Source organism: Pantoea sp. GCM10028869 (assembly GCF_042666835.1).
In the GTDB taxonomy this organism is placed as follows: domain Bacteria; phylum Pseudomonadota; class Gammaproteobacteria; order Enterobacterales; family Enterobacteriaceae; genus Pantoea; species Pantoea leporis.
The window spans coordinates 103,559-130,524 of sequence record NZ_JBHTGO010000005.1 but is presented as its reverse complement, the minus strand read 5'-3'; the positions used below and the strand labels follow the sequence as shown (position 1 = coordinate 130,524).

Annotated in this window: 24 protein-coding genes; 15 read left to right on the top strand and 9 right to left on the bottom strand. The window is 53.8% G+C overall.

From position 1 onward, the window contains the following. Positions 1 to 80: 80 nt before the first annotated feature. On the top strand, positions 81 to 1,052 hold the full coding sequence (ispB, locus tag ACFQW4_RS14615) for an octaprenyl diphosphate synthase (RefSeq protein ID WP_101762272.1): 972 nt from the start codon (positions 81 to 83) through the stop codon (positions 1,050 to 1,052). 236 nt (positions 1,053 to 1,288) lie between these two features. After that, entirely contained in the window at positions 1,289 to 1,570 is a 282-nt protein-coding gene (locus tag ACFQW4_RS14610; protein ID WP_101762273.1) for a helix-turn-helix domain-containing protein, read from the top strand. Positions 1,571 to 1,638: 68 nt separating this feature from the next. Here the strand turns inward: ACFQW4_RS14610 and murA are convergent, their stop codons facing one another. The 7 genes from murA to mlaF form a co-directional block, all read right to left on the bottom strand. Further along, positions 1,639 to 2,898 (bottom strand): UDP-N-acetylglucosamine 1-carboxyvinyltransferase, encoded by a 1,260-nt coding sequence (murA, locus tag ACFQW4_RS14605; protein WP_377725954.1) that lies wholly within the window; start codon positions 2,896 to 2,898, stop codon positions 1,639 to 1,641. 46 nt (positions 2,899 to 2,944) lie between these two features. Beyond that, complete coding sequence (gene ibaG, locus ACFQW4_RS14600) at positions 2,945 to 3,202, bottom strand: BolA family iron metabolism protein IbaG (RefSeq protein WP_008104351.1); 258 nt, start codon at positions 3,200 to 3,202, stop codon at positions 2,945 to 2,947. A gap of 114 nt (positions 3,203 to 3,316) precedes the next feature. Continuing rightward, positions 3,317 to 3,622 carry a lipid asymmetry maintenance protein MlaB gene (mlaB, locus tag ACFQW4_RS14595; protein ID WP_008104353.1) on the bottom strand — a complete coding sequence of 102 codons (306 nt, stop codon included), beginning with the start codon at positions 3,620 to 3,622 and terminating at the stop codon, positions 3,317 to 3,319. Next, a complete protein-coding gene (mlaC, locus tag ACFQW4_RS14590) occupies positions 3,622 to 4,257 on the bottom strand; it encodes a phospholipid-binding protein MlaC (RefSeq protein ID WP_101762276.1) in 636 nt (211 codons plus the stop codon). Before mlaC ends, mlaB begins: the two co-directional genes overlap by 1 nt. Positions 4,258 to 4,275: 18 nt before the next feature. Further along, positions 4,276 to 4,812 carry an outer membrane lipid asymmetry maintenance protein MlaD gene (gene mlaD / locus ACFQW4_RS14585; protein WP_137385047.1) on the bottom strand — a complete coding sequence of 179 codons (537 nt, stop codon included), beginning with the start codon at positions 4,810 to 4,812 and terminating at the stop codon, positions 4,276 to 4,278. 4 nt (positions 4,813 to 4,816) lie between these two features. Next, positions 4,817 to 5,599, bottom strand: a complete 783-nt coding sequence (mlaE, locus tag ACFQW4_RS14580; RefSeq protein ID WP_007886633.1) for a lipid asymmetry maintenance ABC transporter permease subunit MlaE — start codon at positions 5,597 to 5,599, stop codon at positions 4,817 to 4,819. Between the two features lie 4 nt (positions 5,600 to 5,603). Beyond that, a complete protein-coding gene (mlaF, locus tag ACFQW4_RS14575; protein WP_377725950.1) occupies positions 5,604 to 6,419 on the bottom strand; it encodes a phospholipid ABC transporter ATP-binding protein MlaF in 816 nt (271 codons plus the stop codon). A 227-nt stretch (positions 6,420 to 6,646) separates the two neighbouring features. Here mlaF and ACFQW4_RS14570 point away from each other — a divergent pair, with 227 nt between their 5' ends. From ACFQW4_RS14570 to npr, 11 genes are all read left to right on the top strand, one after another. After that, entirely contained in the window at positions 6,647 to 7,630 is a 984-nt protein-coding gene (locus ACFQW4_RS14570) for a calcium/sodium antiporter (protein ID WP_101762278.1), read from the top strand. A gap of 13 nt (positions 7,631 to 7,643) precedes the next feature. Continuing rightward, the gene (kdsD, locus tag ACFQW4_RS14565; RefSeq protein ID WP_110868082.1) at positions 7,644 to 8,624 is read left to right on the top strand and encodes an arabinose-5-phosphate isomerase KdsD; all 981 of its coding nucleotides are present in this window, start codon (positions 7,644 to 7,646) and stop codon (positions 8,622 to 8,624) included. Positions 8,625 to 8,636: 12 nt separating this feature from the next. Then, positions 8,637 to 9,203 (top strand): 3-deoxy-manno-octulosonate-8-phosphatase KdsC, encoded by a 567-nt coding sequence (gene kdsC, locus ACFQW4_RS14560; protein WP_101762280.1) that lies wholly within the window; start codon positions 8,637 to 8,639, stop codon positions 9,201 to 9,203. Beyond that, entirely contained in the window at positions 9,200 to 9,772 is a 573-nt protein-coding gene (gene lptC, locus ACFQW4_RS14555; protein WP_101762281.1) for an LPS export ABC transporter periplasmic protein LptC, read from the top strand. Before kdsC ends, lptC begins: the two co-directional genes overlap by 4 nt. Beyond that, positions 9,747 to 10,301 (top strand): lipopolysaccharide ABC transporter substrate-binding protein LptA, encoded by a 555-nt coding sequence (lptA, locus tag ACFQW4_RS14550; RefSeq protein WP_036648348.1) that lies wholly within the window; start codon positions 9,747 to 9,749, stop codon positions 10,299 to 10,301. Before lptC ends, lptA begins: the two co-directional genes overlap by 26 nt. Positions 10,302 to 10,306: 5 nt before the next feature. Further along, complete coding sequence (gene lptB / locus ACFQW4_RS14545) at positions 10,307 to 11,032, top strand: LPS export ABC transporter ATP-binding protein (protein WP_008104371.1); 726 nt, start codon at positions 10,307 to 10,309, stop codon at positions 11,030 to 11,032. A 48-nt stretch (positions 11,033 to 11,080) separates the two neighbouring features. Then, complete coding sequence (gene rpoN, locus ACFQW4_RS14540; RefSeq protein WP_377725945.1) at positions 11,081 to 12,520, top strand: RNA polymerase factor sigma-54; 1,440 nt, start codon at positions 11,081 to 11,083, stop codon at positions 12,518 to 12,520. A 21-nt stretch (positions 12,521 to 12,541) separates the two neighbouring features. Beyond that, a complete protein-coding gene (gene hpf, locus ACFQW4_RS14535) occupies positions 12,542 to 12,829 on the top strand; it encodes a ribosome hibernation promoting factor (protein ID WP_101762283.1) in 288 nt (95 codons plus the stop codon). Positions 12,830 to 12,989: 160 nt separating this feature from the next. After that, complete coding sequence (gene ptsN, locus ACFQW4_RS14530; protein ID WP_176970221.1) at positions 12,990 to 13,472, top strand: PTS IIA-like nitrogen regulatory protein PtsN; 483 nt, start codon at positions 12,990 to 12,992, stop codon at positions 13,470 to 13,472. A gap of 52 nt (positions 13,473 to 13,524) precedes the next feature. Further along, positions 13,525 to 14,379: an RNase adapter RapZ gene (rapZ, locus tag ACFQW4_RS14525; RefSeq protein ID WP_101762285.1), complete on the top strand. Its 855-nt coding sequence runs from the start codon at positions 13,525 to 13,527 to the stop codon at positions 14,377 to 14,379. Continuing rightward, on the top strand, positions 14,376 to 14,648 hold the full coding sequence (npr, locus tag ACFQW4_RS14520) for a PTS phosphocarrier protein NPr (RefSeq protein ID WP_008104379.1): 273 nt from the start codon (positions 14,376 to 14,378) through the stop codon (positions 14,646 to 14,648). The genes rapZ and npr overlap by 4 nt, the downstream gene beginning before the upstream one ends. Positions 14,649 to 14,653: 5 nt before the next feature. Here the strand turns inward: npr and mtgA are convergent, their stop codons facing one another. Both mtgA and arcB read right to left on the bottom strand, forming a co-directional pair. Then, the gene (gene mtgA, locus ACFQW4_RS14515; RefSeq protein ID WP_192412544.1) at positions 14,654 to 15,376 is read right to left on the bottom strand and encodes a monofunctional biosynthetic peptidoglycan transglycosylase; all 723 of its coding nucleotides are present in this window, start codon (positions 15,374 to 15,376) and stop codon (positions 14,654 to 14,656) included. Positions 15,377 to 16,251: 875 nt separating this feature from the next. Continuing rightward, a complete protein-coding gene (arcB, locus tag ACFQW4_RS14510) occupies positions 16,252 to 18,606 on the bottom strand; it encodes an aerobic respiration two-component sensor histidine kinase ArcB (RefSeq protein ID WP_192412546.1) in 2,355 nt (784 codons plus the stop codon). A gap of 902 nt (positions 18,607 to 19,508) precedes the next feature. Here arcB and ACFQW4_RS14505 point away from each other — a divergent pair. Together ACFQW4_RS14505 and ACFQW4_RS14500 are read left to right on the top strand one after the other, a co-directional pair. Next, positions 19,509 to 25,040, top strand: a complete 5,532-nt coding sequence (locus tag ACFQW4_RS14505; RefSeq protein WP_137385041.1) for a glutamate synthase-related protein — start codon at positions 19,509 to 19,511, stop codon at positions 25,038 to 25,040. Positions 25,041 to 25,169: 129 nt separating this feature from the next. After that, on the top strand, positions 25,170 to 26,924 hold the full coding sequence (locus tag ACFQW4_RS14500) for a sulfite reductase subunit alpha (RefSeq protein WP_101762289.1): 1,755 nt from the start codon (positions 25,170 to 25,172) through the stop codon (positions 26,922 to 26,924). Positions 26,925 to 26,966: the final 42 nt, after the last annotated feature.

The window sequence follows — 26,966 nt, the reverse complement described above, 5'->3', positions numbered from 1 at the left end:
TACAATCAGTAACAGATTACCTGAACTCACGCTGTGTAAAGCGCTTACCATGCAAAAAACGAGTAAAGCTGAAAAGACGAATGAACTTAGAACAGATTAATGAATTAACCGCGCAGGACATGGCGGCCGTCAACCAGACCATCCTCGAGCAGCTGAATTCAGAAGTCTCACTGATTAACCAGTTGGGCTATTACATCATCAGCGGCGGGGGCAAACGTATCCGTCCGATGATCGCTGTGCTGTCGGCACGCGCGCTGAATTATCAGGGATCGTTGCACATCACTAATGCGGCGCTGATCGAATTTATCCATACGGCGACGCTGCTGCACGATGATGTGGTGGATGAATCCGATATGCGCCGTGGCAAAGCCACCGCTAACGCCGCGTTCGGTAATGCGGCAAGCGTGCTGGTGGGCGATTTTATCTATACGCGCTCATTCCAGATGATGACCAGCATGGGATCCCTAAAGATCCTTGCGCTGATGTCGGAAGCGGTCAACGTGATCGCCGAAGGAGAAGTGCTGCAGTTAATGAACTGCAACGATCCCGATATCACTGAAGAGAGCTACATGCGGGTGATCTACAGCAAAACCGCTCGCCTGTTCGAAGCTGCTTCGCAAGCGTCGGCGATTTTAGCTGAGGCGACGCCCGCGCAGGAAAAGGCGTTACAGGATTATGGTCGCTACCTTGGCACCGCTTTCCAGTTAATTGATGATTTGCTGGATTACAGCGCAGATGGTGAAACGCTGGGCAAAAATACCGGTGATGACCTGAGCGAAGGTAAACCGACGCTGCCATTGCTGCACGCGATGCACAACGGAACGCTTGAGCAGGCGCAGATGATCCGTAAAGCCATTGAAGAAGGTAACGGTCGTCATCTGCTGGAACCGGTGCTGGCAGCGATGCAACAGACTGGCTCGCTGGAGTGGACGCGCAAACGCGCTGAAGAAGAGGCAGATAAAGCCATCGCAGCCCTGCAGGTATTACCCGAAAGCCCGTGGCGCAGCGCCCTCGAAGCGCTGGCGCACATGTCAGTACAGCGCGATTTCTGATTTCAACGGGGCCTTCCCTGGCCCCGTTTCCTTCCTCACTCTTCTCCCTTTTTACTTACATCTCTTGCATCGCTTTTGCGAAAAGCGACGCAGTTTCGTGCGCCGGCCAAACATTTACTGGAAAATTACGGGAAACATTTGCTATAAAAATGCGGGTTTTTTCCAGATATCTCTGCCACGGGAGCGCCTTTTTACAGCGGAGATGAAGTAATAACACGGACATGGAGAAGAGAGTTATGTACACAAGGAAAGCGGATTGGCACCCGGCAGATATCATTGCTGCATTACGTAAGAAAGGCACATCACTGGCAGCGCTGTCACGCGAATCAGGGCTCAGCTCCTCAACGCTAGCCAATGCGCTGTCGCGTCCCTGGCCCAAAGGTGAGTGGCTAATCGCCAATGCGATCAAGGTTCATCCGGCAGACATCTGGCCAAGCCGATATTACGATCCTGTTACCGGCCAGTTATTGGATCGCAAGAAGTGCATACGATCGCCGAAGGATCGTAAAAAGATCTGACTGTAATACCAATGAAAAAAAACCAGCCGCGTTGCCGTGACTGGTTTTTTTGATCTACGAAGCAGAAATTATTCGCCGCTTACGCGCTCGATATTTGCACCCATCGCTTTCAACTTATCTTCGATGTGCTCGTAGCCACGGTCGATGTGATAGATACGATCCACTATCGTGGTGCCTTCCGCGATACAACCCGCCAGCACCAGACTCGCTGATGCACGCAGATCGGTGGCCATCACCTGCGCACCCGACAAGGTTTCTACGCCATGACAAATCGCTGTATTGCTCTCAATTTCCGCGTGCGCGCCCATACGAATCAGCTCAGGGATATGCATAAAGCGGTTTTCGAAGATGGTTTCGGTAATCACACCGGTTCCTTCTGCCACCAGGTTCAACAGTGTGAACTGCGCCTGCATGTCAGTAGGGAAGCCAGGATGCGGCGCGGTACGGATATTCACCGCTTTTGGACGCTTACCGTGCATATCCAGGCTGATCCAATCTTCGCCCGCTTCGATCTCTGCACCAGCCTCACGCAATTTAGACAGCACGGCATCCAGCGTATCTGGCTTCGTGTTGTGGCAAACAACTTTGCCCCGTGAAATGGCTGCTGCGACCAGGAAAGTACCAGTTTCGATACGATCTGGCAGCACGCGATAAACGCCGCCGCCCAGACGCTCAACACCTTCAATGGTGATTTTGTCTGTGCCCGCGCCGGTGATTTTCGCACCCAGCGTGTTGAGGAAGTTTGCCGTATCGACAATCTCCGGCTCACGCGCGGCGTTCTCAATGATGGTGATGCCGGTGGCCAGCGTGGCCGCGCTCATGATGGTAACGGTAGCGCCGACAGACACTTTATCCATCACGATATGCGCGCCCTTCAGACGGCCATTGACAGAAGCTTTAACGTAGCCCTCTTCCAGCTTAATTTCCGCACCCAGCTGTTCCAGGCCAGTAATGTGCAGATCGACCGGGCGTGCACCGATAGCGCAGCCGCCCGGCAGTGAAACCTGGCCCTGACCAAAACGCGCCACCAGCGGACCCAGCGCCCAAATCGAAGCACGCATGGTTTTCACTAAATCGTATGGCGCACTGAAAACATTAACTTCGCGAGCATCAACGTGGACCGACCCATTGCGCTCAACGCGCGCACCCAGCAGATTCAGCAGCTTCATGGTGGTATCGATATCACGCAGCTTCGGTACGTTCTGAATCTCTACCGGCTCTTCAGCCAGCAGCGCAGCAAACAGAATCGGCAACGCAGCATTCTTCGCCCCGGAAATGGTCACTTCACCACTTAAACGGGTGGGGCCTTGCACACGAAATTTGTCCATTAACACCGCTCTCAATTATCTATCAATAAAACAACCGGTGAGGCACTTAGAAACCGTTGAGTTTACGGTCGCGCGCCCACTCGGCTGGGGTATAAGTTTTGATGGAAACCGCATGAATACGGTTATCCGCAATATATTCCATCAGCGGCGCGTACACAGCCTGCTGCTTCTTCACGCGGCTCAGTTCGCCGAACATTTCGCCCACCGCGATGACCTGAAAATGGCTGCCATCGTTGCTAAGTACGTGTACTTCTTCTAATGCCAGCGCCTGCATCAGCACGGCCTGAACTTCACTATTTTCCATCGCTCGTTACTTCGCTTAATAATAATAAGGCAGACATCTTAGAGGAAAGCGTCTGACTCTTAAATACGCAAAAGCCCCTGAAAAAATCAGGGGCTTAGCATCGACATCATTCGATCAGGCGATTTTTTCCGCAGAAACAATAATCTGCTGCAGGTTATACAGCGTGATCAGTGACTGGAGTTTATCGGAGATCCCAGAGAAAAGCGGTGCGCTGCCTTGAGCACGCGCAATTTCACGCAGATGCACCAATAGCGCTAAACCCGCTGAATCCACCCTTTCCAGTCCGGCGACATCAATGGTGGTGATATCCGCCACCGCAGTGTCACGTTCCTGCCACAAGGTCAGCAAAGTATCACGATCTAATTTGCCGCTTAAGGCCAGCGTGCTGGCAGTGCGCTGCCAGCGTAACGGTTCACTCATTATTGCTTTTTATCCAGGGTGATCGGCTGTGCGGCATAGGTTTTCAGCTGAGCCGTCAAGCCATCAATGCCTTTGGTACGCAGCAGATCGCCCCACTCATTCTGTTTCGTGGTGATCATGCTGATGCCTTCGGCCACCATATCATACGCCTGCCAGTTGCCAGTTTGGCTGTTCTTACGCCACTGGAAATCGAGACGCACAGGCGGACGCCCATTAGGATCGATGATGGTGACGCGAATCGCCACGATATTGGCATCGCCAATCGGCTGCTCCGGCTGAATCTGGTAGGTTTGACCGTTGTACAGCGCCAGCGCCTGGCCGTAAGCCTGTGCCAGATAATCACCGAACGCGGCAAAGTAGGCATCACGTTGCGCCGGTGTCGCATCGCGATAATAGCGACCAAGAACCAACGCACCGGCATATTTTATCTGTACGTACGGCATCAGTTCCTGACGTACCACTTCGCGCAGATAGTTCGGATCCTGCTTAATCTTCGGCTGTTCATTTTTCAGGCGGGTGAAGGTCTTTTCCGCCGCTTCGTTCATCAGCTTGTAAGGATTAGTTTGATCCGCTGCGGCGTTGGCTGCCAGCGGTGCGATTGCCAACAGGGCAATCATCAGTAAACGTTTAAACATCATGTTTTACCTCGTAGGTTATTCCGTTGTTGCAGGTGCTGCCGGTGCACTCTGCGCACCCTGTGATTTATCGTCAGATTTGTTATCGCCGCTTTTATAGAGGAATTGACCGATCAGGTCTTCCAGCACCAGCGCCGACTTGGTGTCACGCAGCGTGCCGCCATCTTTCAGCATAGAAGAACCAAGCTCGGGATCGTCAAAACCTAAATTCAGCGCCAGGAACTGTTCACCGAGCAGGCCTTGAGTACGGATGGCTAATGAGCTGGTGTCGGGAATCTTATCAGCGTATTTATCGCTAATATCCATGGTCACACGCGGTGAGAGGGTTTTCTCATCCAGCGCAATATCTGACACCCGGCCAATTAACACGCCGCCAATTTTCACCGGAGAACTGACTTTCAGTCCGCCGATATTATCGAAGGTGGCATACATCTTCCACGTTGGTTCGGTGCCGATAGTTTTGAGATCGGCAACGCGCAGGCCGAGGAATAACAGCGCCAGCAGCGCAGCCAGCATGAAGACGCCAACCCAGATTTCGTTTTTCTTGCTTTGCATTGCATCAATTCCCAAACATCAGTGCTGTCAGCACAAAATCCAAACCGAGTACCGCCAGTGAAGCATGCACCACGGTACGCGTTGTCGCACGACTGATCCCTTCCGAGGTCGGGATGGCATCATAGCCATTAAAGAGCGCAATCCAGGTTACCGTGACGGCAAAGACTGCGCTTTTGATCATGCAGTTAACGACATCAGTGCGGAAATCTACCGCGTTCTGCATCGCCGACCAGAAGAAACCGGGATCGATCCCTTTCCAGCTCACGCCAACCAGCGCGCCACCGGCAATACCAACGGCGGTAAAGATCAACGCCAGCAACGGCATGCTGATAAATCCTGCCCAGAAGCGCGGTGAGACCACGCGTCGTAGCGGATCGACGGCCATCATCTCCATGCTGGAGAGCTGTTCGGTGGCTTTCATCAGCCCGATTTCAGCGGTTAACGCTGAACCCGCACGGCCTGCAAACAGCAACGCCGTGACGACCGGACCGAGCTCACGCAGCAGCGAGAGCGCCACCAGCATGCCAAGGCTGGTTTCCGCATTGTAAGTGGTGAGCACCAGATAGCCTTGCAGACCCAGCACCATGCCAATAAACAAGCCAGATACCACGATGATCAGTAACGATAACACGCCCACGCTATACAACTGTTTTACCAGCAGCGGCGCATGGCGACGAAACGCCGGCTTACCGACTAACGCATGAAATAACATGAGGCCTGCGCGGCCAAAAGCGGCACAGGTATTGATTCCCTGACGTCCAAATGACGCTAGCGCCTGTAACAACATCAGTTTACGTTCTCCCTGAGCGGGTCAAGTCGCTGAGATAATCGCCAGCGGCAAAGCGGAAAGGCACCGGACCATCCGCATGACCCTCGATAAACTGGCGCACACGCGGATCGGGATTTTCTCGCAGTTCCGGCGCGCTACCCTGAGCAATGATTTTTTGTCCGGCAACAATATAGGCATGATCGGCAATGCTCAAGACCTCAGGCACATCGTGTGAAACCACGATGCAGGTCAGGCCCAGAGCATGATTCAGTTCGTCAATTAACTTCACCAGCACCCCCATGGTAATCGGATCCTGGCCGACAAAAGGCTCATCGAACATCATCAGTTCGGGTTCCAGCGCGATAGCACGCGCCAGCGCCGCACGGCGGGCCATACCGCCAGAAAGTTCGGCAGGCATTAGTTTAGCGGCTCCACGCAAACCCACCGCTTCCAGCTTCATCAATACGGTGCTGTGCAACAGCTCTGGCGGCAGCTGCGTATGTTCACGCAACGGCCAGGCAACGTTTTCATACACGTTGAGATCGGTAAACAGCGCGCCGGACTGAAACAGCATGCTCATTTTTTTACGCGCTTCGTACAATTTGGTGCGGGAAAGCGTCGGGATATTTTGATCGCGGAACCAAATCTCGCCTTTATCGGGCTGTAATTGCCCACCGATCAGACGCAATAATGTGGTTTTGCCAATTCCGGACGGGCCCATAATCGCGGTGACTTTACCGGCAGGTACCGTTAACGAGATGTCGTCGAAGATAGTACGATCTCCGCGCGTGAAACTGACGCCACGAACCTCAACCAGATTCGTTTGCTGCTGGATCATCTTTACCTCTTTATGCGGATCGGGCGCTATCAAAGCTGTGGATGGTAGCCTGGTAGCCTCGAATGCACGATAGTTTTACAGAAACTTACCCACTTAGTGTGGCGAAAACGGCCTTAAAATTTACTTTTGCCTCTCAGACAGTCAAAATCAGCGCCTGTTAGTGCGTGCAGAATGTTTTTACCCGTCGGACAAGGTTCGCCGACACCTCCATCCATCAAGGATTTTTAATGTTCGTAGCCTCTGCCTTGCTGTTTATCGGATTGATATTACTGGTTTACGGTGCCGACCGTTTGGTATTTAGCGCCGCGATCCTCTGTCGATCCTTTGGCATCCCACCGCTGATCATTGGTATGACGGTGGTGAGCATTGGCACATCATTACCGGAATTGATCGTCTCGTTTTCGGCCGCACAGCATGGGCAGATGGATTTAGCGGTTGGCACCGCGTTGGGCTCGAACATCACCAATATTCTATTAATTCTGGGCGGCGCGGCACTGCTCCACCCATTGACAGTACACTCCAATCTGATTCGGCGCGAATTGCCATTAATGCTGCTAGTCTCACTGCTCAGCGGCATCATGCTGTTTGATAACTATTTAAGTCGACTCGACGGCATCGCATTACTGCTGATTGCATTGGGTTATCTGCTGGTGGTGATTCGCATTGCTCGCCGTGCTGAACGCGATAACAACGACACGCTAACCCGCGAACAGCTGGCGGAGCTGCCGCGCGATGAGGCAGGCAACACCGTGGCCTTTCTGTGGCTGGCGGTTGCACTGATTATTTTGCCGATGTCGACGCGTATGGTGATCGACAACGCTACCGTCTTTGCCGACTACTTTGGTGTGAGCGAACTGGTGATGGGCCTGACGCTGATCGCCGTCGGCACCAGTTTGCCCGAACTGGCCACCGTGGTGGCTGGCGCGCTGAAAGGTGAGGACGATATCGCGATCGGTAACCTGATCGGCGCCAATATTTTCAATCTGGCGATTGTTCTCGGCCTGCCGGCGCTGATTCATCCCGGCAGCGTTGATGCGCATGCCTTCGCACGTGATTACTGGGTGATGCTGGCAGTGAGCGTACTGTTCGCCCTGCTCTGCCTGCTGCGCAAACGCCGTATTGGTCGTATCGCAGGCACACTATTATTAGGTGGTTTTATCGCGTGGGTGCTGTGGCTATGGCTGAGCCCCATGCTTATCACAAGCTATTAAGGACGGACTGACCATGTCACATCAGCAACCGGATTTCGATTTTCAGCAAGCAGGCAAAGCGGTGTTGCGCATCGAACGCGAAGGGCTGGAGCAGCTTGATCAATATATCAATGATGATTTCGATCGCGCCTGCGCGATGATCTTTGCATGCCGCGGCAAAGTGGTGGTGATGGGCATGGGCAAATCCGGGCATATCGGTAAAAAAATGGCCGCGACTTTTGCCAGCACCGGTACACCTTCGTTCTTTGTGCATCCCGGCGAAGCCAGCCACGGCGATCTCGGCATGGTCAGCACCAATGATGTGGTGATCGCGATTTCTAACAGCGGTGAATCCGGAGAAATCCTTGCGTTGGTGCCGGTGTTAAAGCGCCAGAAAGTGCAGCTGATTTGTATCACCGGCCGTCCTGAGAGCGCGATGGGCCGCGCTGCAGATGTGCATCTGTGCGTGAAAGTGCCGCAGGAAGCTTGTCCGCTCGGCCTGGCACCAACCACCAGCACCACCGCGACTTTAGTGATGGGCGATGCGCTGGCCGTGGCGTTATTGGAAGCGCGCGGATTTACCCAGGAAGATTTTGCGCTGTCGCATCCCGGCGGTGCGCTGGGCCGCAAACTGCTGCTACACGTTAGCGATATCATGCACAGCGGCGATGAGATCCCGCACGTAAGCCGTGATGCGTCGATGCGTGATGCGCTGCTGGAAATTACCCGTAAGAATCTCGGTTTGACGGTGATCGTCGATGACCTAATGAAAATTGAAGGCATCTTCACCGATGGTGACTTGCGTCGCGTGTTTGATATGGGCATCGATTTCCAGAAAGCCACCATTCAGGAAGTGATGACCAGCGGCGGCATTCGCGTGCGCCCCAATATGCTGGCCGTTGACGCCCTTAATTTGATGCAAAACAAAAACATCACCGCCCTGCTGGTGGCCGATGACGATCGCCTGCTCGGTGTGGTACATATGCATGACATGCTGCGCGCTGGCGTGGTCTAACAGGAAGAAATAATGAGTGCTGAAACGGCGATGGTCGAGACTTGCTACGGTCCGGTGAGCGCGGACGTCATGGCGCGTGCTGCGAAGATTCGCCTGCTGATTTGTGACGTTGATGGCGTGATGTCCGATGGCGTCATTTATATGGGCAACAGCGGTGAAGAGCTGAAAGCTTTTAACGTGCGTGATGGTTATGGCGTGCGTTGCCTGCTGACCTCCGGCGTCGAAGTGGCTATTATTACCGGCCGCAAAGCAAAATTGCTGGAAGATCGCTGTAAGACGCTCGGCATTACGCATCTTTACCAGGGACAATCGGATAAGCTTTTGGCCTGGCGGGAACTCCTGGATAAACTGTCATTAACGGCCGATCAGGTCGCCTACATTGGCGATGACCTGATCGACTGGCCGGTAATGGCGCAGGCGGGTTTGAGCGTTGCCGTTGCTGATGCTCACCCGATTTTACTGCCGCGCGCGCATTATGTGACCCGCATTGCTGGTGGCCGCGGTGCGGTACGTGAGTTGTGCGATCTGATTTTGATGGCGCAGAACAAATTTGAGGATGCCAAAGGGCAATCAATATGAGTAAGAGCAGGCGTTGGATGACGCTGATCCTGGCCTTGATCGCCTTAGTGCTGATCGGCTGGAATCTCACCAACCAGGATGACGACAGAACGCCGGTGGCAACCAACGATCAAGCGCCAACCTACACCAGCGAGAAATCGAACACGGTGGTGTATAACCCCACAGGCGCGCTGGGCTATAAGCTGGTCTCCGATAAAGTGACCTACTTTGCTGCCGATGAGATAAGTTGGTTCGATAATCCGGTGATGACCACCTATGACGTAAATAAAGTGGCGACATGGTCGGTACGCGCCGATAAGGCAAAGCTGACCAAAGATCGTATGCTTTATCTTTACGGCAACGTTGTTGTCAATTCTTTGACTCAGGATTCACAGCTTGAGCGCATCCTTACCGATAACGCTCAGGTTAATTTGGTCACCCAGGATGTGACATCTGACGATCAAGTCACCCTTTTTGGCCGCAGTTTTAATTCCACTGGCATGAAAATGCGCGGCAATTTACGGACGAAACATGCTGAGCTGCTTGAAAAGGTCAAAACTTCCTATGAAATTCAAAATGAACAAAAATAGCCTTAAGTTATTGCTGGTGAGTACGCTGCTGGCAACGAGCCTGCCTGCGCTGGCATTAACCGGCGACTCAGACAAACCGGTAAATATCGACTCCGTTAACCAGGCGTTGGATCTGCAGGGCAACGTCGCGACCTTTACCGGCAACGTAATTGTGACGCAGGGTTCCATCAAGATTACCGCCGATAAAGTGGTGGTCACTCGTCCGGGCGGCGATAGCAAAAAAACCATTGTTGATGCTTACGGCACGCCAGCCACCTTCTATCAGATGCAAGATAACGGTAAGCCGGTGCAAGGCCACGCAAGTAAACTGCACTATGAATTGGCGAACGATTTTGTTGAGCTGACCGGCAATGCCTTCATTCAGCAGCAGGACAGCAACATCAAAGGCGACCGCATCACTTACCTGGTGAAAGAGCAGAAGATGCAGGCGTTCAGCCAGGGCGACAGCAAGCGCGTGACTACCGTTTTGGTACCGTCGCAGCTGCAGGACAAAAACGGTTCGTCCGCGAGCCCTAAAAAGAGTAACTGATTGCTATGGCTACACTAATCGCTGAAAACCTGGCGAAAGCCTACAAAGGCCGCCGCGTGGTGGAAGATGTTAGCCTGCAGGTAAAATCCGGCGAGATTGTCGGCCTGCTGGGCCCAAACGGTGCCGGTAAAACCACCACCTTCTACATGGTGGTGGGCATTGTGCCGCGCGATGCCGGCCGCATCGTGATTGATGATGAAGACATCAGCATTTTGCCGCTGCATGCGCGCGCCCGTCGCGGCATCGGCTATCTGCCGCAGGAAGCTTCGATCTTCCGTCGCCTGAGCGTGTACGACAACCTGATGGCTGTGCTGCAGATCCGTGATGATTTAACCGAAGAACAGCGTCAGGATCGGGCCAACGAGCTGATGGAAGAGTTCCATATTGGCCATCTGCGCGACAGCATGGGCCAGGCGCTGTCGGGTGGTGAACGCCGTCGTGTGGAAATTGCCCGCGCGCTGGCGGCTAATCCGAAATTCATCCTGCTGGACGAACCTTTTGCCGGTGTTGACCCGATCTCGGTTATCGACATCAAGAAAATCATCGAGCATCTGCGTGACAGCGGCCTTGGCGTGCTGATTACCGACCACAACGTGCGTGAAACCCTCGCGGTGTGTGAACGCGCTTATATCGTCAGCCAGGGACATTTAATTGCCCATGGCACGCCTGATGAAATTCTTGTAGATGAGCAGGTTAAGCGTGTTTATTTGGGCGAAGAGTTCAGACTCTGATAAGGTGTTGTAACACCCTACGTTTGCTTAGGAAATTCTTACCGAATTATGAAGCAAGGTTTGCAACTCAGGCTCAGCCAACAGCTGGCGATGACTCCACAGTTGCAGCAAGCCATTCGCTTGCTGCAACTCTCTACGCTTGAACTCCAGCAAGAACTGCAACTGGCGTTGGAAAGCAATCCGCTGCTTGAACAAACCGAACTGCACGAAGAAGTTGACACACGTGAATTTCAGGATCAGGAAAGTGATTCGTTAGACACGCGCGAAGCGCTTGAGCAGAAAGATATGCCTGAAGAGCTTCCGCTCGACGCTACCTGGGACGAAATCTACACCGCAGGCACACCGTCAGGCACCGGCACCGATTACCAGGATGACGAACTGCCGATCTACCAAGGCGAAACCACCCAATCGCTGCAGGATTACCTGATGTGGCAGGTTGAGTTAACGCCGTTCACTGATACCGATCGCGCGATTGCCACGTCAATTGTTGATGCCATTGATGACACCGGCTACCTCACCGTCAGCTTACAAGACATTTATGACAGCATTGGTGATGAAGAGCTGGCGCTGGAAGAAGTCGAAGCCGTGCTCAAGCGCGTGCAGCGTTTTGATCCAATCGGCGTCGGTGCACGTGATTTGCGTGATTGCCTGTTAGTCCAGCTGTCGCAATATGCTGCCGACACGCCCATGCTGGCGGAAGCACGCCTGATTGTTAGCGAACATCTCGATCTGCTGGCCAACCATGATTTCCGCAGCCTAATGCGCGTAACCCGTCTGAAGGAAGAAGTGCTGAAAGAGGCGATGCTGCTGATTCAGTCACTCGATCCGCGCCCAGGCCAGTCAATTAACACCAGCGAACCGGAATATGTCATTCCCGATGTTCTGGTGCGCAAAATCAGCAAGCGCTGGACGGTTGAACTCAATTCGGACAGCATGCCGCGCCTGAAAATCAATCAGCAGTATGCGGCGATGGGCGGAGCTGGCCGTAATGAAAGCGATAACCAGTTTATTCGCAGCAACTTACAGGAAGCCAAGTGGCTGATTAAGAGCCTGGAGAGCCGCAACGACACGCTGCTGAAAGTGACACGCTGTATCGTTGAACAGCAGCAGGCGTTTTTTGAGCAGGGTGAGGAGTACATGCGTCCGATGGTGTTGGCGGATATCGCTCAAGCTGTTGATATGCATGAATCCACCATTTCCCGCGTGACCACGCAAAAGTATTTACACAGCCCGCGTGGCATCTTTGAACTGAAGTATTTTTTCTCCAGTCACGTCAACACCGAAGGCGGCGGCGAAGCCTCTTCCACGGCGATTCGTGCATTAGTGAAAAAATTAATCTCGGCGGAAAACCCCGCAAAACCCTTGAGCGACAGCAAACTGACCTCCATGTTGTCTGAACAGGGCATCATGGTTGCGCGACGTACGGTTGCTAAATATCGCGAGTCTTTATCTATACCGCCATCAAACCAGCGCAAGCAATTGGTTTGACCGAACGAAGAAGGAAGACCTATGCAGCTAAACCTTACCGGACTTAATGTTGAAATTACCGAACCTCTGCGTGAATTTGTAAATACCAAATTTGCCAAACTGGAACACTATTTTGATCGTATCAATCAGGTTTATATTGTTCTGAAGGTAGAGAAGGTGACGCAGGTTGCGGATGCAACACTGCACGTTAACGGCGGAGAGCTGCACGCCACATCGGAAGCGGAAGACATGTACGCGGCCATCGACGGGTTAATCGATAAACTTTCCCGTCAGCTGACCAAGCACAAAGACAAACTGAAAAAACACTAACCTTCACGCTTGCAGAGTGCTGACTGATTCGGCACTTAGAGCATAAATGGGGCGGAACTTACCGCCCCGTTTTGTCATCTGCGCAAGCGCCAGCGGGTGAACGGTAATGAAATCAATTGCCTGAAACTCGCGGCTATGTGAACTCGCAAGTGAAACGATGATGAACAACGATCTAACACTGGAATTGAGCTCGGTCCTTTCACTGGACTGTACCCGTAGCGGCGTACACTGCCAGAGTAAAAAACGCGCGCTGGAGATTATCAGCGAGCTGGCAGCGAAGCAGCTCAATCTGCCACACCAGACGCTTTTCGAAGCCATCCTGACCCGCGAACGCATGGGCAGTACCGGTATTGGTAACGGCATCGCCATTCCACATGGCAAGCTGGAAGAGGACACCTTACGCGCTGTCGGCGTGTTTATTAGCCTCGATCAGCCTATCGCTTTTGATGCGGTAGATAATCAGCCGGTTGACCTGCTGTTTGCCCTGCTGGTACCCGCGGACCAGTGTAAAACCCACTTACACACGCTTTCGCTGGTTGCCAAACGCCTCGCAGATAAAACGGTCTGTCGTCGTTTGCGCGCGGCACAGAGCGACCAAGAGCTCTACGCCATTATCACAGAAGCTCAGGAAGCACACTCTTAAGCGAGAAACACTTTTACCGGCGTTTTCGCCGGTTTAAAACGGGAGAAATGTGATGGTGCTGATGATCGTTAGCGGTCGGTCAGGCTCAGGAAAATCAGTCGCGCTGCGTGCCCTCGAAGATATGGGCTTTTACTGTGTCGACAACTTGCCGGTGGTCTTGCTACCGGAGCTGGCGAATACCTTAACCGAACGCAATATCTCTGCGGCGGTCAGCATTGACGTGCGTAACATGCCGGAATCACCGGAAGTCTTTGAAGCGGCGCTCAACAATCTGCCCGATGCCTTTTCGCCGCAGCTGCTGTTTCTTGATACCGATCGCAACACGTTGATTCGCCGCTACAGCGATACGCGTCGCCTGCATCCGCTCTCCAGCAAAAACTTGTCGCTGGAGAGTGCTATCGATGAAGAGAACGATCTGCTGGAGCCACTGCGCTCACGCGCCGATCTGATTATCGATACGTCTGAGATGTCGGTTCATGAATTGGCAGAGATGCTGCGTACCCGCTTGCTGGGCAAGCGCGAGCGTGAACTGACCATGGTGTTTGAGTCATTCGGTTTCAAACACGGCATTCCGATCGACGCCGATTATGTTTTCGATGTGCGCTTCCTGCCGAACCCGCACTGGGATCCTAAGCTGCGTCCGATGACCGGTCTGGATCGCCCGGTGGCCGCCTTCCTCGATCGTCACACCGAAGTGCACAACTTTATCTATCAAACGCGCAGCTATCTGGAACTGTGGCTGCCGATGCTGGAAACCAATAACCGCAGCTATCTTACCGTCGCCATTGGCTGTACCGGCGGTAAGCATCGTTCGGTGTATATCGCGGAACAACTGGCGGATTATTTCCGTTCACGCGGTAAAAACGTGCAGTCTCGTCATCGCACTCTGGAAAAACGCAAATCATGACCGTGAAGCAAACCGTTGAAATTCGTAACAAGCTGGGCATGCACGCGCGCCCAGCGATGAAGCTGTTCGAGCTGGTGCAGAGTTTTGATGCTGAAGTGTTGCTGCGTAACGAATCGGGCACCGAAGCTGAAGCCAGCAGCGTGATTGCGTTGCTGATGCTCGACTCAGCGAAAGGCGGTCATATTGAAATCGAAGCCAGCGGCCCGCAGGAAGAGCAGGCGCTGGCAGCGGTCATCGAACTGTTTGAAGCGGGCTTTGACGAAGATTAAGCCTTTCAATGCAGCTTGTAGCGATTCAGGAAACCCTCGCCGCCTAACTGGCGCATCTGCCGCATAATCCACTGCTGGCGCTGTCGCGTGTAGCCTGAAGGCGCATCGGCACGGAAGCGGATCGGATTGGGTAGAACCGCCGCCAGTAACGCGGCTTCAGACATCGTCAGGCGGCTGGCGGGTTTATGGAAATAGCGCTGTGAGGCCTCTTCCACGCCAAATACGCCATCGCCAAATTCTGCAATATTGAGATAAACCGTCAGGATGCGCCGCTTGGTCCACACGGTTTCGATTCCCACCGTGAGTCCCGCTTCCAGCCCTTTACGTACCCAGCTGCGGCCATCCCATAGAAACAGGTTTTTCGCCGTCTGCTGAGACAAGGTTGAAGCTCCGCGCATGCGTTCATTGCCATCGTTATCCAGCACTGATTGAATGGCATCAACATCAAAGCCCCAATGCTCGGGAAACTTTTGATCTTCAGAAGCGATAACCGCTAAAGCCATCCACGGCGAGATCTCGTCCATGCCGACCCAATCCGAGTGCGCCACATAATCAAAACGCCCTGTAAACCAGGCACCGATTTGCCGCTCCATCATTACCGCCGAAAACGGTACCGGTAAAAAAGCAAACAGCAGAATGCCCGCTAACCAGATGCCGAGCCAGGCCAGCAGCACTTTAGCAATCAGTACTTTAATACGTTTTCCCAGCGTCCCTTTACTCTTGCTCATGCAATTTTCTCTTACCTGTTCCCTGTATTAATCAATCACCCAAGTCACAATAGCTAACACCAACGATTAACCACTAAATTTTATCCTCTGATTGGCAAAACGTCAGTGAAATTGTTGCCTGCGCAATCAACGTTCCTCTATTAGAGCCAATCACATCAAGCACTTCCGCCAAAAAGGAATCGGTTCCATGATGTTAAATGCACCAGGCGCTGCGTGCATGAACACTTAACTGAATGTGATATCGCTCACGCAAAAGCTTTCATGAAGCTTAACTATAATTTTTTATGATGTTCGAACTTGTTCATTGATTACAGAGACCAATCTGAAAAATGCGACCAAATCTGTATGATCCTGCCTGCATTGGGCCTCAATGATGGTAAAGCGATTTACCGCACAATTGGTTTACATCATTCAATAAACTATAAACTGGAACTTTCCGTTTAAGGTTTCCAAAACGATTTGGATAAGCCGTCAGAAAACCTTACTTTATTCATCAATATCAGCATGTTAATCTAACTTAACTTCAATTTTTTGTCAGAATCACATTTTCCATGCTCGTGTCAGGCTTTTCCTGCTAACGACTGAAGCAAAACCAGGCAAAAAGCAGAACAATTGGTCAAAAAAGGTGCAATATGGCAAAGAAATTAATTCCTTGCTTGACTGTGTCAGCAAATTAATGTTTTCTGTATTTAATCGCTGCTCAACATCACACAATTTAATGAATCTTGTCGCAAGCATTGGCGAATTTGTTAAGGTGATTTGGAAGCGTTAACCAATACCGAACTGCTGCTTTCTTATTCGATTTCTAATAATAGCAGCAGTGCCCATTTCCCTGGTGTTGGCGCAGTATTCGCGCACCCCAGTTTCGACTGGGGTCATTTTTTTCTAACGTCCTGTAATTTTTCCCGCTCCGCTACCCATTCACGTAACACGTTCACGTCTTTCAGCCACTCTTGTTTTAACTCATCGACCCACTCTTGCACGTTGTCCCACCACGCTGGCAATTCCGGCGACTGAATCTGCTTCGCCAACTGCTGTATATGCAGTAAGCCAACCGAACCTGCCGCACCTTTGATCTTGTGCCCTTCTTCAGCAATGCCTTTTTGATCGCGCGCCATCATGTTGGAATCCAGCACCTCGAGGTAGCCCGGCATCATCTGCTCAAACATGGTCAGGCTTTGGGTAATCAATCCTGGGCCAACCAGTTCAATGTATTGCTCCAGCATCGCCACATCTAACAGCGTGCGCGACTGCGCGTCTGATGATTCGGTGGCGATCTCTTCCAGCTCCGGCTGATAATCCCAGAACTTCTTGATCACCGCCGTAAGCGCTGGCACAGCAAGCGGTTTGCTCAACACATCATCCATGCCGGCATCGAGATACTCTTTTTTGTCTTTCAGCACATTGGCGGTCAATGCCACCAGCGGCGGCAGCGCCACATCTGCGTAATGCTGATGGATGGCACGTGACACGTCGAGGCCCGTCATATCCGGAAGCTGAATATCGAGCAGCACCAGATCGAACTCCTGCGGATCAAACATCGCCAGCGCGTCCGTACCGGTCATCGCGACTTCGACGCTGCAACCCAGCTTCTCCAGTACCGAACGCGCAACAATCACGTTGAGTTCAATATCTTCCACCAGTAATACGTGCAGCGCCGGCAACGGCATACTGTCATCCAGATTGTCGTCTTCCACTTCCTCAGCGACGCGTGGCGCGTTGATCTCCACGGTGAAGCAGGAACCCTGCCCCGCGACGCTACTCACGCTGATATCGCCGCCCATCGCTTGGGCTAAACGACGCGAGACCGCTAAACCGATGCCGGTGCCCGTTGCCGGCTTGCCGCCGTGCTGATCTTTCACCTGGTAATACATGGCGAAGATCTTATCCTGCTCTTCCTGCGGAATGCCCATGCCGGAATCCTGCACTTCAAAGTGCAGCGTTTCATCCTGACGATAGGCAACGCGCACCACAATCTCGCCCTGCTGAGTAAATTTCACGGCATTGCCGATCAGGTTCCACAGAATCTGACGCAGACGCGTGCCATCCGCCGAAATTTTATGGGGCAGCGGCAGCTCCGGCGCCATGACAAATTTCAGCCCTTTTGGCTGCGCCAGCAGACCGGAGAGGTTTTCCAGATCGGCGAGGAAACCGGTGAAATCCAGCGGCTGATTATCCAGCTGCACTTTGCGGCGTTCGATTTTGTCCACTTCAATTACATCATTGAAGATGTTGCCCAGCGTGATGGCCGACACGTGGATGGTTTTGAGGTACTTCAGCTGCTCCTGATTGAGATCGGTATCCAGCAGGATGCGGCTCAGTCCGACGATGCCATTCAGCGGCGTACGCAGCTCATGGCTGATAGTCGAAATAAAGGTAGTCTTCTCACGGCTGGCGTTCTCCAGCGCGTCCTGATAGCGCTTACGCTCGGTAATGTCGCGGCCAAAGCCCATCAGGCCACTGCGTTTTCCGACACGGTCGTAATAGGGCACTTTACGGATTTCGAAACAGGCTTTGCGCCCGTCGGGATATTGCAGCCACTGTTCGTAGGTTAGCGACACATTGTGGCGGAACACCTTCTCATCGGTTTCCAGCACTTTGGTGGCGGCTTCGTCATCGTAGATATCGCGTGGTGTCAGGCCAATCAGCTGCTTTTCGCTCATGCCGGTTAGCAGTTCCATGGCGCGATTACAGCCGGAGAACTGCTTATCAATGTTGCGGTAGAACACCAAATCCGGTGACGCATCAAGGAAGGAGCGCAGGAAGGAGGATTGCTGTTCCAGCTCGATTTGCGCCTGCTCGCGTCGTGCCATCTCTTCGCGCAGCTTATCCATCACCTGCTCGCGCGCCTGCTCGGCTTTGATACGGTCGTTAATTTCCTGATTAAGCTGGGTGATGGTCTCTTTCATCTGCTGGTTCAGCTCGAGATCGCGCGTACGCATCTCTTCCAGCTTATCTACCAGTTTCGACAGGCGCTGGCGCGACTCTTCCAGCTGATCGACCACCACTGAGAGGAAATAGACGGCCCAGGGCGTAATCAACAGACCGAAGAAGATGGAGCGGACGACGTCGATGCTCTCCACATGCCCACGCAATACCATGGTGACGGCCATCTGTACCACCATCGCCAGCACCACCAGCGCTGAGGCTAACAGCAGCGAAAAGCGTACCAGGCCGAGTTTGACCATCAAATCAACGTAGTACTGCGCTAAAAGACGAATCTGTTTCATTACGAGCTCCCTGAACGAAATCTGGCTCATGATAGCGTAATTATCGCTGCGCTGCCCCGCTTCACCCGGCCATATCGCGCAGGTTATGCCCTGTAATGGTGCATCGCAGCGTGATTTCGCCGACGTTCCCTTCTATATGCGCAAAGCGCTTGACTAATTCTGCCAACTGAATAATCTGGAGGGCCGCGCTTTTGCGAACCTTTCCTCAACATCCGGTGCTAATCAGCACCCTGGCAGCCATACATCCTGATGGTTGCACCTCTTTATTGCATACCCATTCAATTTAAATGACTTTCTACGCATGCTTTGCGTGATTAATTTTACTAATGGCAGCGCCATTTTGATTCAAATATGACGCCATAAGAAAAACAGATACATGCTGTGTATCAACTGCCCCTAACAGCATTAAATGCTGTTATAACCCTTTCTGCCAGCATTGTTTGGATATTAGAGGGCTGGGTCACAGTGAGACGGCTCACACTTCCTGGGGGAATGCGCAGCGGGATATTGACATAAATTTACGCAATAAATTCTTATTAATCATTTAATTAAGTGACAAGAAAGCCTATTACCCGCATCAAAGCTGGCTATTTGACCTGAGTTCGCTTTCCCGATAAGTTGGAATTCCACTGGAAGCTTTCCTGGTGGGCCTGTGTCTCGGCATATCTATGCAGCAAGAAGCCTCCCTCTGGATGCAAGCTATCTCCCGAAAGAGACCGGAATAAAAAGAGCAGCTCATTAAGGACGTGACAACAGTGTCTTGAGAGCCCTTGCTCGGTGCTGCGACGCCTGCTCTTTACTGAGCGGCACAAGAATTGATACCGCCGCGCTGGCTTACATTGTCACGCTGCGGTACACGAAATAATGCAGGTAATGTCAAAAGAAGTTTAAGGAGACTCTCAATGTCCACGCAAAAACCGAATCCCTATGGTTTGTATGACCCATCAGCTGGCAGTGACAGCTGTGGTGTAGGTTTCATTACCCGTAAGGACGGCGAGCAGACTCATGAGATTCTGCGGATGGCCCATAGCGCGCTGTGCACGGTTCCGCACCGTGGCGGCATGTCTGCCGAAGGCGTGGGCGATGGCGCGGGTGTGAACGTCGATCTCTCCCTGAACTTCTTCCGCAAGGTCACCGGTCTGGCGCTGGAAGCCGGACGTTTTGGCGTCGGTAACTTCTTTGTGCCAAAAGACGCAGAGCTGCGGGCAAACGCTGAGCGTCTGGTTGAAGAAACGCTGGCGGCGCATAACTTCCCGGTATTAGTGAAACGCGATATGCCGCTGGACGGCAGCGTGACGCGCCCGGCCGCCCTGCAATTCCAGCTGCCGATTGTGCAATGGATTTTTGCCGCGCCGCAGGAAGTGACTGAACAACTCGAATTCGAGCGCCAGATTTATCGCGCGCTGCTGGATATCGAAGCGCGCGCCTTTACCGAAAGCGAATTCGGCGGCCTCTATCCGCTGTCGCTCTCTTCGCGCACGCAGGTATTTAAAGCGCGTCTGAACTCCAACGAAGTAATTCCTTACTTCAAAGATTTGACCGATGCCGATCATCAGGTGCGCGGGCTGTTCTTCCACACCCGTTTCTCGACCAACACCGATCCGCATACCACCATGGCGCAGCCGTTCCGCTTAATGGCGCACAACGGCGAGCTGAACACCGATCGTAAGAACCGCATTGCCGAAGCGGCACTGATGCTGGCGCGCGGTAAAAAAATCGTGCGTCCAAAAGGTCAGTCCGACAGTTCGCGTCTCGACCAGAGCATCCACAGCCGTTTGATGGAAGATAACCTCGACCTGATCAACGCCGTGGTTTCGATGATGCCGCCAGCGTGGGAGAACGATACCTCGCTCTCGAACGAAGTGCGCGCCATGCTCGAGTACTTCTCTTTATATGAAGAGAAGAACGATGGCCCAGCTGCGCTGATCTTCGGTAACGGTGAAGTGATCGGCGCGCGACTTGACCGCCTCGGTCTGCGTCCGCTGCGTTCCGTTGAAACCGCGGAGTACATCGGTGCGATGTCTGAAGCGGGCCAGATCGCCTTCCCACCGGAAAGCGTGCTGCGTCGTGGCCGTATCGAAGCGGGCGGCATGCTCTATTACGATCACAAAGAGAAACGCTCTTACACCACGGTTGAAGCGCTGGAAAAACTGGCCGCTGAAAAAGATTATCTGTCACTGCTGAGCAAAGCGCGTATCGATCTCGCCGACCTGCCAGAAATTCAGGCAGAGCAGCTCGGCTCGCCGCTGCGTTATCGTGGTGACCTCAAAACCTATCAACGTTTTGTCGCCTACTACTACAACCAGGAAAGCTTCAAATTCATGATGGATCCGATGCTGCAAACCGGCGCTGAGAAGATCTCAGCCATGGGTTACGGCAACGCCATCAACGGCCTGTCTGACCACGAAGGCGGCATGGCGCACTACTTCTCACAACGATTTGCCCAGGTTACCAACCCGCCGCTCGACTCCATTCGTGAAGCGGACGGCATGACGCTGCGTGTGGCGCTGGGTGCGAAGCCCCATCTCGGCCGCAGCAAAGGTCAGCAAATCATTGTTCCGACGCCAATCCTGACGCACCTCGACATGCTGCGCCTGCGCGAGCAAACCGTCGCTCCTTATGCGCGTTTCGAGATGCTGTATGAGCCGGTGGTCGGCAAAGATATCGTCAGCCGTGCGGCCAACGCCAACGCGCTGGAAAAAGCCATTGATGACTTAGCCCAGCAGGTAGTGGATTTCGCACGCCAGCAAGGCGGCATCGCGGTGATCACCGATCGTCATATCTCTTCAACTCACGCAGCGATCCCGATGCTGCTGATGGTGTCGGCGATCAACCAACGTCTGGTGCAGGAAGGTCTGCGTCTGGATGTTTCGCTGGTGGTCGAAAGTGGTCAAAGCATCTCTTCACACCATATCGCGGCGACGCTGGGCTTCGGTGCTTCTGCCGTTTACCCACTCGGCGTGCAGATGCGTGCGGAAGAGAAATTCGGTGAAGGCGAAGAAGGCAATAAAGCCTTTAAACGCTATGCCAAAGCAGCCGAAAAAGCGCTGATGAAAACCATGGGTAAAGTCGGCCTGTGTACCGTTGAGAGCTACAGCTGCGGCGAGTTCTTCGAGCCGAACTTCCTGAATACCGACGATCCGGTATTGAAAAAGTATTTCCCGAATATCAAAACGCCGGTTGGCGGCGCGGGCTTCCCGGCGATCGCCCAGATGGCAGTAGACTGGCATCAAAGCGCATTAAAAATTCAGGGCGAGGCGGAAGTGCCGTTGCTCGGCCTGTTCAAAGAGCGTGCTGAAGGCGCGGGCCACTCATACGGCACCATCGCGGTGCGTACCTTCATTGATATGACGGAACAACCGATTCGCTTTGCTAACAAAGAGCGCGAAGAGGACAACTTTATTCGTTTGATGACGCTGGCCAAACTGGATAACGCGTTCAACATCAAAGCCGAAGCCTTTAAAGACAGCAGCTTCGAGCGTATCCCGAATGATGTGATCGACAGCTTTGCCATCACGCCAGATTACCGTCAGTTCTCCAGCCTGATGCATGCCGAGCGTAAACGCCGTCCTGCGGCGCTCCGTGACATCCTCGCGCTGCCATGCGATTTGACCCACGTGGACAGCGAAGCCGAATTCGGCCGCAAACTGGGCCGCTACTCGCTGGTGAACAACGGCTTCGCTACGCGTGGCCTGAAATGTGAAGCAGTGAATGGCAGCCTGAACCAGTTCGAGCTGCGTCTGATCGATGCCATTGCTGGCCTGAAACCGGAAAGCGAGCGTCTGGAAGCGCTGGCGCGGGCGCTGAAAACCCGTTTCACCGACGATATCGAAAGCAGCAACGTAGCGGATGGCGTGCTGCACATCACCGCTTACGGCAAAGCGGCCGATTATCTGTCGCTGATCTTCACCGCGCTGCCATCGCTGCCGCTGGAAGAGATTCAGCCAGCCCACGAAATCACCCGTACCTTTGCTTCCGGTGCGATGAGCCACGGTGCGTTGGTTGCGCCGGCGCACGAAGCTGTCGCGCATGGTACTAACATGGTTGGCGGCATGAGTAACTGTGGTGAAGGTGGCGAGCACTATTCACGTCACGGCACCATCCGCGCGTCACGTATCAAGCAGTTGGCATCCGGGCGTTTCGGCGTGTGGGCGGCTTATCTTGCTGACCCAATGCTGGAAGAGCTGGAGATCAAAATCGGTCAGGGCGCGAAGCCCGGTGAAGGCGGCCAGCTGCCGGCACCAAAAGTGACCGTTGAGATTGCCGCAGCGCGTGGCGGTACGCCGGGCGTTGAGCTGGTTTCACCGCCGCCGCACCACGACACTTACTCTATCGAGGATTTGGCGCAGCTGATCCACGACTGTAAAGCCGCGCGCGTGCGTGTCATCGTCAAACTGGTTTCATCTGAAGGTATCGGCACCATCGCCGTCGGCGTGGCGAAAGCCGGCGCGGATGTCATTAACGTCGCGGGTAACACCGGCGGCACCGGCGCAGCGTCCGTTACCAGCCTGAAATATACCGGCCGCGTCGCGGAAATCGGCATCGCTGAAGTGCATCAGGCGCTGTGTGCCAACGGCCTGCGCGACAAAGTGCAGCTGCGCTGCTCCGGCGCGCAGCAAACCGGCAGCGATGTGATCAAATCTGCCCTGCTCGGCGGCGATAGCTTCGAGTTCGGCACCACCGCGCTGATGATGCTGAAATGCGTGATGGCGAAAAACTGTAACGTCAAATGCCCGGCCGGTTTAACCACCAACGCCGAAGCCTTTGATGGTGATCCGCGTCAGCTGGCGCAGTACTTCATCAACGTGGCGCAGGAAGTGCGTGAGTTCCTCGCCCGCCTCGGTCTGCGTTCTCTGCGTGAAGCGCGTGGCCGTTCGGATCTGCTGCACTTGATGGATCACCCGCTGGAAGTCGGCAAACTGGATCTGCGTGCGATGTTGACCGTGGTGCCAGAGCAGAAAATTGCCAAGCCGGTGTATCTGGAAAAAGACTTTGAGCTGGATGATGGCTGGGTCAGCGAGCTGAAAACGCAGCTGGTTGGCGCGGCAAGCCGTGAAATCGCGCTGGGCGCGGGCATCACGCTGAACAACCGTAACAAAAGCGTCGGTGGTCAGCTGGCGATCGATATCGAACGCATGCTGAACCATGAACTCTCGAAAGAGCAGCTGGCTGCATTGCCAGCGGTGCTGAAAGACGATCGCGGTCGTCACTATCTGGCGCCAGCCACCGTGCTGATTAACACCAGCGGCTCTGCTGGCCAGTCGTTCGGCGCGTTCTGCAACGACGGCATGCAGATGAAGCATTACGGCACCTGTAACGACGGTGTCGGCAAAGGCCAGTGCGGCGGCGAGTTGGTGGTGATGTCACCAGGCGGCGGCGCACAGGATAGCGATGGCAACGTGTTGATCGGTAACTTCGCGCTGTTTGGCGCGACTGGCGGTCGTCTGTTCGTTCAGGGCCAGGCGGGTGACCGCTTCGCCGTGCGTAACTCCGGCGCAACCGCGGTAGTGGAAGGCGTTGGTGACTTCTGCTGCGAATACATGACCAACGGCGCCATCCTCAACCTTGGCACCTTTGGTAAAGGCTTTGGCAACGGCATGAGCGGCGGTTTCGCTTACCAGTACGATCCGTATGGATCGCTGGCAGCCCACGCAGCAGGTGATTCGGTGCTGTTTGGTTCTATCGCCGATGAAGATGAAATGGCGCAGGTGCACAAACAAGCGGTGCTGACCATGCTGAACTGGCATCTGGAAGCAACCCAATCGCCACGCGCGGCCTGGCTGCTGGATAACTGGGAAACCGAGTGCCACCACTTTGTTTATGTGATGCCGCGTTCGCTGCTGCTGTATCAGGATGGCACCGAAATCCTGAAAGCCAAATCACGTAAAGACCTGCTTGAAGAGCTGTCAACCTCGCTGGCTGCGCATCAGGTTGCGAAGTTCAAATCAGCGTGGCGTGACGGTAAAACCATTGCCAACGGCGCAGTTCCGGCTTATGGCGCGACCGATACGCTGGAGATGTTTGTTCTGCTGAACAACTACACCGTTCTCAGCCTCGCGCAGCAGCTGGCGCTGGGCAAGCTGCCGAAAGGCACGGCGGTGGAAGATCCAGCAGTAGAAAAAGCGGTACGTAATCTTCTGATGACCGAAGATTTCACGCTCATCAGCAAGCTGCAACGTCATGCACGCTCGGCGATTGAGAGTTACAGCGATGACGAGCTGGCAAGCCTGATCGCCGCGAAACGAATGTCAGATTACAAAGCGGCATTAACGCAGCGCAACATTCGCTCGATGGACAGCCTGGCGACTTACGGCTGGATCATCTATCAGGATGCCTGCAACCGTGAAGTGCTTGGTCATCTACCTGATTTTGAAGAGCTGTTTGCGCGTGCTGCACTGCCAGAAATCGCTGCTGCGGTCGGGAAACTTTCCTGATTACAGCGCCAATGAACAAGTGTAATTTTGACCTTTCCCTCAATACTTCATGGTGCAGAAAGGCGGCAAACGCATCTGCAACCTGAAGTATGACAGGGATAAAATTTTGAACAGGATTGAGCCTTACCGATGAAAATTCCTTACATTCCTGAAGATGCACCGTTTAACGGTGAGCAGAAATACTGGCTGGCGGGCTTCCTCGCCGGTCTCCATTCGCGCCTGCTGGTATTAGAAGACAAGCAGAGCGCACCGGCTGCAGGTGCCAGCACCAATACGCAGTTGCACATCCTGTTCGGTTCACAGACCGGCAACGCTGAAGCGCTGTCGCAAACGGCCGCTAAAGCCGCACGCGCCAAAGGTTTGGTGCCGGTGGTTCAAGCGCTGGGCGAAGTGGATCTGGATGTGTTCGCTACCATGCGTCACGTGCTGATCGTCACCTCGACCTACGGCGAAGGCGAAATGCCGGACAACGCCCAGCTGTTCTGGAACGCGATTTCAGCCAGCACCGCGCCGCGTCTGGAGCAGATGCACTTTGCGGTATTGGCGATTGGCGACACCGGCTACGACGGTTTCTGCCAGGCAGGTAAATTCATCGATATGCGTCTTGAGCAGCTCGGTGCAAAACGCGTCGCCGATCGTATCGACTGCGATATCGACTTCGAAGAGCCATCCAGCGCGTGGATTGGTACGGCGATGCCGCAATTCGCCGCCAGTGCAGGCAGCAGCGGTACAGCATTAGAAAGCGCGCCAGAAGCGCCGGTCATTCCGGGCAGCAATAAGCAAAACCCCTATGCGGCTGCGTTGGTGACTAACAAGCGTCTTTCGGCAGAAGAGTCGGCGAAAGATATTCGTCACTTCGAGTTTGATCTCACCGACAGCGGTTTGAAATATGAAGCGGGCGATGCGCTGGGTGTGATCCCGGTGAACGACGCAGCACTGGTTTCACTGCTGCTGACTCAGCTGAAAGCAGATTACGAAACGCCAGTTCCCAGCTTTGATCGCAACCTCGGCGATCTGCTGACTTATCAGTTCGAAATTTCCGAGCCATCACGCAAACTGATTGAGTGGGTTGGCCAGCACACCACCAACCAGGAACTGCGTCACGTCCTGCAGCACGACGATAAAGATACCCTTGCCGTTTGGCTGTGGGGCAAAGACACGCTGGATCTGCTGCAGCTCGAGCTGACGCGCAGCCTGTCGGTGCCGGAATTCGTTGCCATGCTGCGTCCGTTACAGCATCGCGCTTACTCCATCTCGTCGAGCTCGAAAGCCCACCCAAATCAGGTACATCTGACCATTGCTTCCGTGCGCTATCACAGCAGCGGCCGCGAGCGTAAAGGCGTGTGCTCAACTTATCTGGCTGAACGTGTACGTCGCGGCGAAAAGCCGGCGATCTTCATCTCACCAAACAAAGCGTTCCGTGTACCGTCAAACGGCAATGCGCCGCTGATCATGGTTGGGCCAGGCACCGGTATCGCACCGTTCCGCGCCTTCCTGCAGGAACGTCAGGCAACGGGCGCAGAAGGTAAAAACTGGTTGTTCTTCGGTGACCAGCATCAGGCACACGATTACATCTACGAAGAAGAGTTGCAGGCATGGCAGGAGAAAGGTCTGCTGACTAATCTGGATCTGGCCTTCTCGCGCGATCAGGAAGAGAAGATCTACGTGCAGAACCGCATGCTGGAGAAAGGCGCTGAGCTTTACGCCTGGCTGCAGGATGGCGCTTACTTCTACGTGTGTGGCGACGCATCTCGCATGGCAAAAGACGTTGATGCGGCGCTGTATGAAGTGGTTCGTCAGTTCGGTGGCTTGTCCAGCGAGCGCGCGGCGGCTTACGTTGATCAGCTGAAGAAAGATAAACGCTACCTGCGCGACGTCTACTAAGACGCGCAGGCATAAAAAAAACGGGCCAATCGGCCCGTTTTT